Source organism: Collinsella intestinalis DSM 13280 (assembly GCF_000156175.1).
In the GTDB taxonomy this organism is placed as follows: Bacteria; Actinomycetota; Coriobacteriia; order Coriobacteriales; family Coriobacteriaceae; genus Collinsella; species Collinsella intestinalis.
In genome coordinates, this window is the sequence record NZ_GG692710.1 from 1460330 (window position 1) to 1465924 (window position 5595).

At 65.2% G+C, this 5595-nt stretch carries 6 protein-coding genes; 3 read left to right on the forward strand and 3 right to left on the reverse strand.

Annotated features, from left to right (window positions below; all coding sequences use genetic code 11):
* Positions 1-107: 107 nt before the first annotated feature.
* The gene (locus COLINT_RS06550) at positions 108-488 is read right to left on the reverse strand and encodes a hypothetical protein (RefSeq protein WP_006723664.1); all 381 of its coding nucleotides are present in this window, start codon (positions 486-488) and stop codon (positions 108-110) included.
* 265 nt (positions 489-753) lie between these two features.
* Here COLINT_RS06550 and COLINT_RS06555 point away from each other — a divergent pair, with 265 nt between their 5' ends.
* The 3 genes from COLINT_RS06555 to COLINT_RS06565 are packed head-to-tail and all read left to right on the forward strand — an operon-like array spanning position 754 to position 2863.
* Positions 754-1278 carry an HD domain-containing protein gene (locus COLINT_RS06555; RefSeq protein WP_006723666.1) on the forward strand — a complete coding sequence of 175 codons (525 nt, stop codon included), beginning with the start codon at positions 754-756 and terminating at the stop codon, positions 1276-1278.
* 43 nt (positions 1279-1321) lie between these two features.
* The gene (gene folB, locus COLINT_RS06560) at positions 1322-1807 is read left to right on the forward strand and encodes a dihydroneopterin aldolase (RefSeq protein WP_006723667.1); all 486 of its coding nucleotides are present in this window, start codon (positions 1322-1324) and stop codon (positions 1805-1807) included.
* Between the two features lie 39 nt (positions 1808-1846).
* Entirely contained in the window at positions 1847-2863 is a 1017-nt protein-coding gene (locus COLINT_RS06565) for a CPBP family intramembrane glutamic endopeptidase (RefSeq protein WP_156780341.1), read from the forward strand.
* A gap of 21 nt (positions 2864-2884) precedes the next feature.
* Here the strand turns inward: COLINT_RS06565 and COLINT_RS06570 are convergent, their stop codons facing one another.
* On the reverse strand, positions 2885-5113 hold the full coding sequence (locus COLINT_RS06570) for a YgiQ family radical SAM protein (RefSeq protein WP_233418357.1): 2229 nt from the start codon (positions 5111-5113) through the stop codon (positions 2885-2887).
* Positions 5114-5258: 145 nt separating this feature from the next.
* Positions 5259-5595 (reverse strand): HAD family hydrolase (locus tag COLINT_RS06575; RefSeq protein WP_006723671.1); only part of this gene is annotated, 337 nt, incomplete at its 5' end.

The following is a 5595-nucleotide window of genomic DNA, read 5'->3' on the forward strand; positions in this document are numbered from 1 at the left end:
CAGGTGCGGCGCTTGCGGCGGGAGCGGCGTCGGCCGGGGTCGGGGTGGGGGCGCCGACCTCCTCCATCTCAACCAAGTACTGGGTTCCGTCGACGGAGATCTTGAATTTACGCAGCATGGCTGCCCTCCTCTTTCATCTTGTAGATGTTCTTGACCGTAAATGAGCTCTTCTCGAGCGCGCCGGCGGCGAGTGCTGTGGCGATGACCGAGACCGTGCGGTACTCGGGATTTGCGATGAGCACGCGCTTCACGCGAAACTCACTGCTGGGGTGATCCCCCGCGGCGATGGCCGACGCGATGACGCACACGTGTTCATGCTCGCGCGGGTCGACGGGGAGAAATGCCGGAAGCGGTTCCCAGACGTCTCCGTCGCGATCGGCGGCGTTGGCGGTGTCGGCCGTCGCCGCGGTGACGGCGATCGGGGCTTCAGCTGAAGGCTTCCGTCCCCCATGACCCGTGTGGCGTTTGATCCAAGAACGTAGTCCCATGGCCCTTCCTTTCCCGTGCGATGCGCGCTCGATCGGAGTCGGCGCACAACCTCACGAAGGCCCATGCTAGCGAGATTTGTAGGAATTGTGGCGCTTGCAAGCGCCATCTTCGGTGACTGGTAGGAATTGGCCGGGGCGGTGGTGTTTCGTTTTAGCACTGGCAAAACACCTTGCGTTGTGTTCGCGCCGTTTTGCCGTCTCGGCCGTGCCGCGCACGCCGTATTGGGTACAACATGGAGACGAGTGTCGACGTTTGGAGGCGAACATGGAACGCATAGCCGCGATCGCTGAGGGTGAGCTGTTCACCCGCTGTCTGGCGGGGATCGAAGCCGCGGAGGCCGATCGGGTTTTTTGCCGTCATGGGTTGCCCCATCTGCTCGATGTCGCCCGCATCGCCTGGATCCTCAATCTCGAGAGGGGCTGCGGCCTGCATCGGGATGTGGTCTATGCCGCGGCGCTGCTGCACGATATCGGGCGTGCCGCCCAGTATCAGACGGGAGAGCCCCATGATGAGGCGGGAACGCGCATCGCGGCCGAGGTCTTGGATGCTCTGCCCGTGCCCCTGCGTTTCGATGGGGCCGACCGCGCGGCGATCTTGCACGCGGTGGGGGGTCATCGCGGGCCCCTTGCGGGACGGGAGGGGGATGCGCATGAGGGGTCTGCCACGGCCGATGCCCTCACGCGTCTCATCAAAGAGGCCGACGGCCGGTCGCGCGCCTGTTTTGCCTGTTCCGCTCGTGACGCCTGCTATTGGTCGGAAGAACGCAAGAACCTGTCGATTGATATATAAGCGCGCGTCCCGCTGGGGGCGCGTATCGTCAAAGGAGCACATTATGGATACGAAGCATCTGCCTGAGAACATCGTGGACGACCGTGGCACTTTGGCTTGCTGCGATGCCGGCCTTCCCGCCGCGCGCCGGCAGCTCGCGCATGTGGAACCCGAGCACCTTCGGGCCCTCGACCGCATTTCGATTGAGGGCCTTGAGGTGTTCGCCAATCACGGCGTGTTCCCGGAGGAGAATGCGCTGGGTCAGAAGTTCGTGGTGAGCGTGACGTTCTACACCGACACGCGCCGCGCTGGTGAGACCGACGACTTGTCGGCCTCGATTCATTACGGCGAGGCGGCTCATGCCGTCGATTCGTTCATGCGCGCGCATACGTTCAAGCTCATCGAGGCGGCCGCTGAGGGGGTTGCGGCGATGTTGCTTGAGCGCTACCCGAGCGCCTACGGTGTGCGCGTCAAGCTCGAGAAGCCCTGGGCGCCCGTGGGGTTGCCGCTGAGGTCGGTCTCCGTCGAGATCGAGCGCACGCGCGCGTAACTCGCCAGTCGCATGAGGACGATGGATAAGGAGGTCCCCATGGACAACACGACGACCGGCTCCCGCGTGTGGGGCACATGCAAATGGTTGCTCGCGATGGTGGGGGTTTTCGGCGCGTACATGCTGATCCAGGTCGTGGTGGCGGGTTTTGGCGGGACCGTGATCGGCGTTATCGCCGCGATGGCGTCGGGCTCCGAATCGTTCATGGAGGGCGCGGCGCTTGATAACGCAATTCTGATGCTCGGCGTCGCGGCCCAGCTTGTTGTTATCGCCGTGTTTCTGCCATGGTGGCGGCGCATACGTCCCGCCTCGTTCGTCGCCCGGCGCGAAGCGGTTGCGACCAGTGGCGTCTCGTTTGCCAAATCGCTCGCCTTGCTACTGGTGATAGGTGTCTCGGCGCAGTTTTTCGTGGGTGGCATTCTGGAGATCGTCGAATTGCTGCTCCCTGAGGCCATGGCAGAGTACTCCGAGCTCATGGAGGATACGAGTGTCGGGGTCTTCGCCATCGTCTCTGCGCTGTCGATCGCGGTGCTCGCGCCCATCAACGAGGAGATCGTATGCCGCGGCGTCATGTTCGAGTACGCCATGCGGGCGATGAGCCCCGGCTGGAATGCGATCGACGGCGCACGTTACCGTGCCGTTTCCGCACGGGCGTTTTGGATCGCCAACGCGCTGCAGGCGCTCGCGTTCGGCGTGCTGCACATGAATCTCATCCAGGGGAGCTACGCGTTCGCTCTCGGAGTTTTGGAGGGCTGGGTCTTTTGGCGCACGGGCAAGCTTCGCTACCCGATCATCCTGCACTTCGCGCTGAACATCTCGTCGTATTTGGTCGAGCCCCTGTACCCCTTGCTGAGCGCCGTGCCGACGGGGCTCGTCATCGTGTTCGCCGCCGTGATGTTCGCATTGGGAATAAGGGGGTTCGGCCGGCTCTGGAGTTCGTCCGATGTGCTGGATTCCATTGAGAGGCCACAGGATGTGGCGGCGGTACAGGGCATTTTGCCCGTGGAGGGCGAGGTCGGGGACCGCCCGACTCCGCCCGACGGATATCTTGGTTAGCGCCCCCGCGTCGCCGCGCCGTTAATGCCGGTTCGCGCCTTGGCGTCCCTGTGCGGCGCGGTTTCGGGCGTGCGGGTTCGTTCCCGCGGCGCTCTTTCCGGTGGCGCGTCCGCCTGGCTTGCCGGGGTTGGGGCGCCCGTTCTGCTTGGCGCCCGTCCGTCCGCTTGGCATAGTTGCGCCCTTCTTTCCGGAGCGTGCCGCGGCGCGGCGCTCGGCGCGATTTTGGGGCTGCGTGGCGGCTTTGCCGTCCTCGTGCCTGCTCGTCGCTCTTTTGGACGTGCCGTTGGCGGGCTTGCCCGCTCCTGATCCGACCTGCTTCTTTCCGCCGCCCGCACCCGGCTTGGGTGGCACGGGGCGGATGAGGCACTTGGAACCGTAGCCGATGAGGTCCTCGCGCCCGGCTTTGCGCAGCGCCTCCTTCACCAGCTTGTAGTTCTCGGGCTTGCGGTACTGGATGAGCGCGCGCTGCATGGCCTTCTCGTGCGGGTCGCGCGGGATGTAGACCGGCTCCATGGTGCGCGGGTCCACGCCTGTGTAGAACATGCAGGTGCTCATGGTCGAGGGCGTGGGATAGAAATCCTGCACCTGCTCGGGCATGTAACCCATGTCGCGCACGGCCTCCGCCAGCTCCACGGCCTCTTTCATGGTCGATCCCGGATGGCTCGAGATGAGGTAGGGCACCACGTACTGCTTGAGACCGTACTCCGCGGAGAGGCGCTCGAAGCGCTCGACGAACGCGTCGTAGACCTCACGGCGCGGTTTGCCCATCACCGAGAGCACCGCGTCGCTCACGTGCTCGGGCGCCAGACGCAGCTGCCCGCTCACATGGTGCTGTAGAAGTTCGACCAGGAACTTGTCGCTCGCATCGGCCATGGTGTAGTCGAAGCGGATGCCGCTGCGCACGAAGACCTTCTTCACGCCGGGGATCTGGCGCAGGTCGCGCAGCAGCTCGGCATAGGCGTCCTCGTTCGTGTCCATGTTGCGGCAGACGTCCGGCCACAGGCAGCGGCGGTTCTTGCACACGCCGTGGGTGAGCTGCTTTTTGCACGCCGGCTTGAAGAAGTTCGCCGTGGGGCCGCCCACGTCGTTGATATATCCCTTGAACTCGGGGTCGTGCGTGAGCTCCTCGGCCTCGCGCATGATGCTCTCGCGGCTGCGCACCTGCACCATGCGGCCCTGGTGGAAGGCGAGCGCGCAGAAGGAGCACTCGCCAAAGCACCCGCGGTTGCTGGAGATGGAGAAGCGGATCTCGTCGAAGGCCGGGATGCCTCCGGCCGCATCGTAGTCGGGGTGCCAGTGGCGCGCGTAGGGCAGCTCGGCCACTTCGTCCATCTCGCGCTCGGTGAGGGGCACCGAGGGTGGGTTCTGTACCACGTAGACGCCGTTGGGATAGGGCTCTACCAGTCGTCCGCCCGTGATGGGGTCCATGTTCTGCTGCTGGATGTTGAAGGAGCGCGCGTAAGTGAGGCGGTCACGCTCGAGCTCGTCCCAGGAGGGGAGCAGTTCGTAGTCGAAGACGTTGTCCAGCGCCCCCGCGCCGCTCGTGCGGTAGACCGAGCCGTTCACGAAGGTGATCTGGTCCACGGGCAGTCCGCCGTCGAGCGCGTCCGCAACCTCGACGATCGAGTGCTCGCCCATGCCGTAGAGCAGGATGTCGGCGCCGGAGTCGAGCAGGACGGAGCGCTTGAGCTTGTCCTGCCAGTAGTCGTAGTGCGCGAGGCGACGCAGGCTCGCCTCGATGCCGCCGATGATGATGGGCTTGTCCTTGAAGGTGCGGCGGATGAGGTTGCCGTAGACCGTGACGGCGCGGTTGGGACGTGCGTCCGCGCGTCCGCCGGGGGTGTAGGCGTCCTCGCGGCGCGGCTTCTTGTTGACGGTGTAGTGGTTCACCATCGAGTCCATGTTGCCGGCCGAGATGAGAAAGCCCAGGCGCGGCTCGCCGAGCGCGGCGATGCTCGCCGGATCGGTCCAGTCGGGCTGGCAGATGATGCCTACGCGGTAGCCCGCATGCTCGAGCACGCGGGAGATGATCGCCATGCCGAAGCTCGGGTGGTCGACATAGGCGTCGCCGCAGATGTAGACGAAATCGCACTGGTCCCAGCCCCGCGCCTCCATATCGGCACGCGAGACGGGAAGGAAGGCCTCGCGGCCGGGGCGCCCTTTGGTTCCCGGGCAGCGGGTGGGGGTGGAGGTGTGCTTGGGTTTGGGGCCCTTCGGGGCTGCGTGATTCTTGGGCGGATGCTTGGGCATGCTGCTCGCTTTCATAGTGGTTGATCACGTCCAAGCATACGCCATGCTCGCCATTGGTCGCGGTCGTGCGGCATGCGCCAATCTATAAACCAGAACCACGCGCGGCGCGGGCGGGATGTCGGCCGTTTTCGCCTCGAGCGCGGTTCTAGACGTTGGGCGTCTTGAGACGATCGAGCGCCGCCGGGAGTTCGTGGAGGGTGGTCAGCACTTCTGCGCACAGGGCGCGTATCTCGGGCGTGGGCTCGTTGTAGTCGGGGACCATGATCGTGCGCATGCCGGCGGCGGCGCCCGATCGCACGCCATTGAAGGAGTCCTCCACGGCGACGCACCGCGCGGGCTCGATGTCCAGGTGGTCGGCGGCGACGAGGTAAACGTCGGGGGCGGGTTTGTGATGCTCGATGTCCTCGTCGAAGACGGCGGCGTCGAACAACTCCATGAGACCGAGGCGCTCCATGCTCGTGATGGCTCGGTCGCGCACGCTC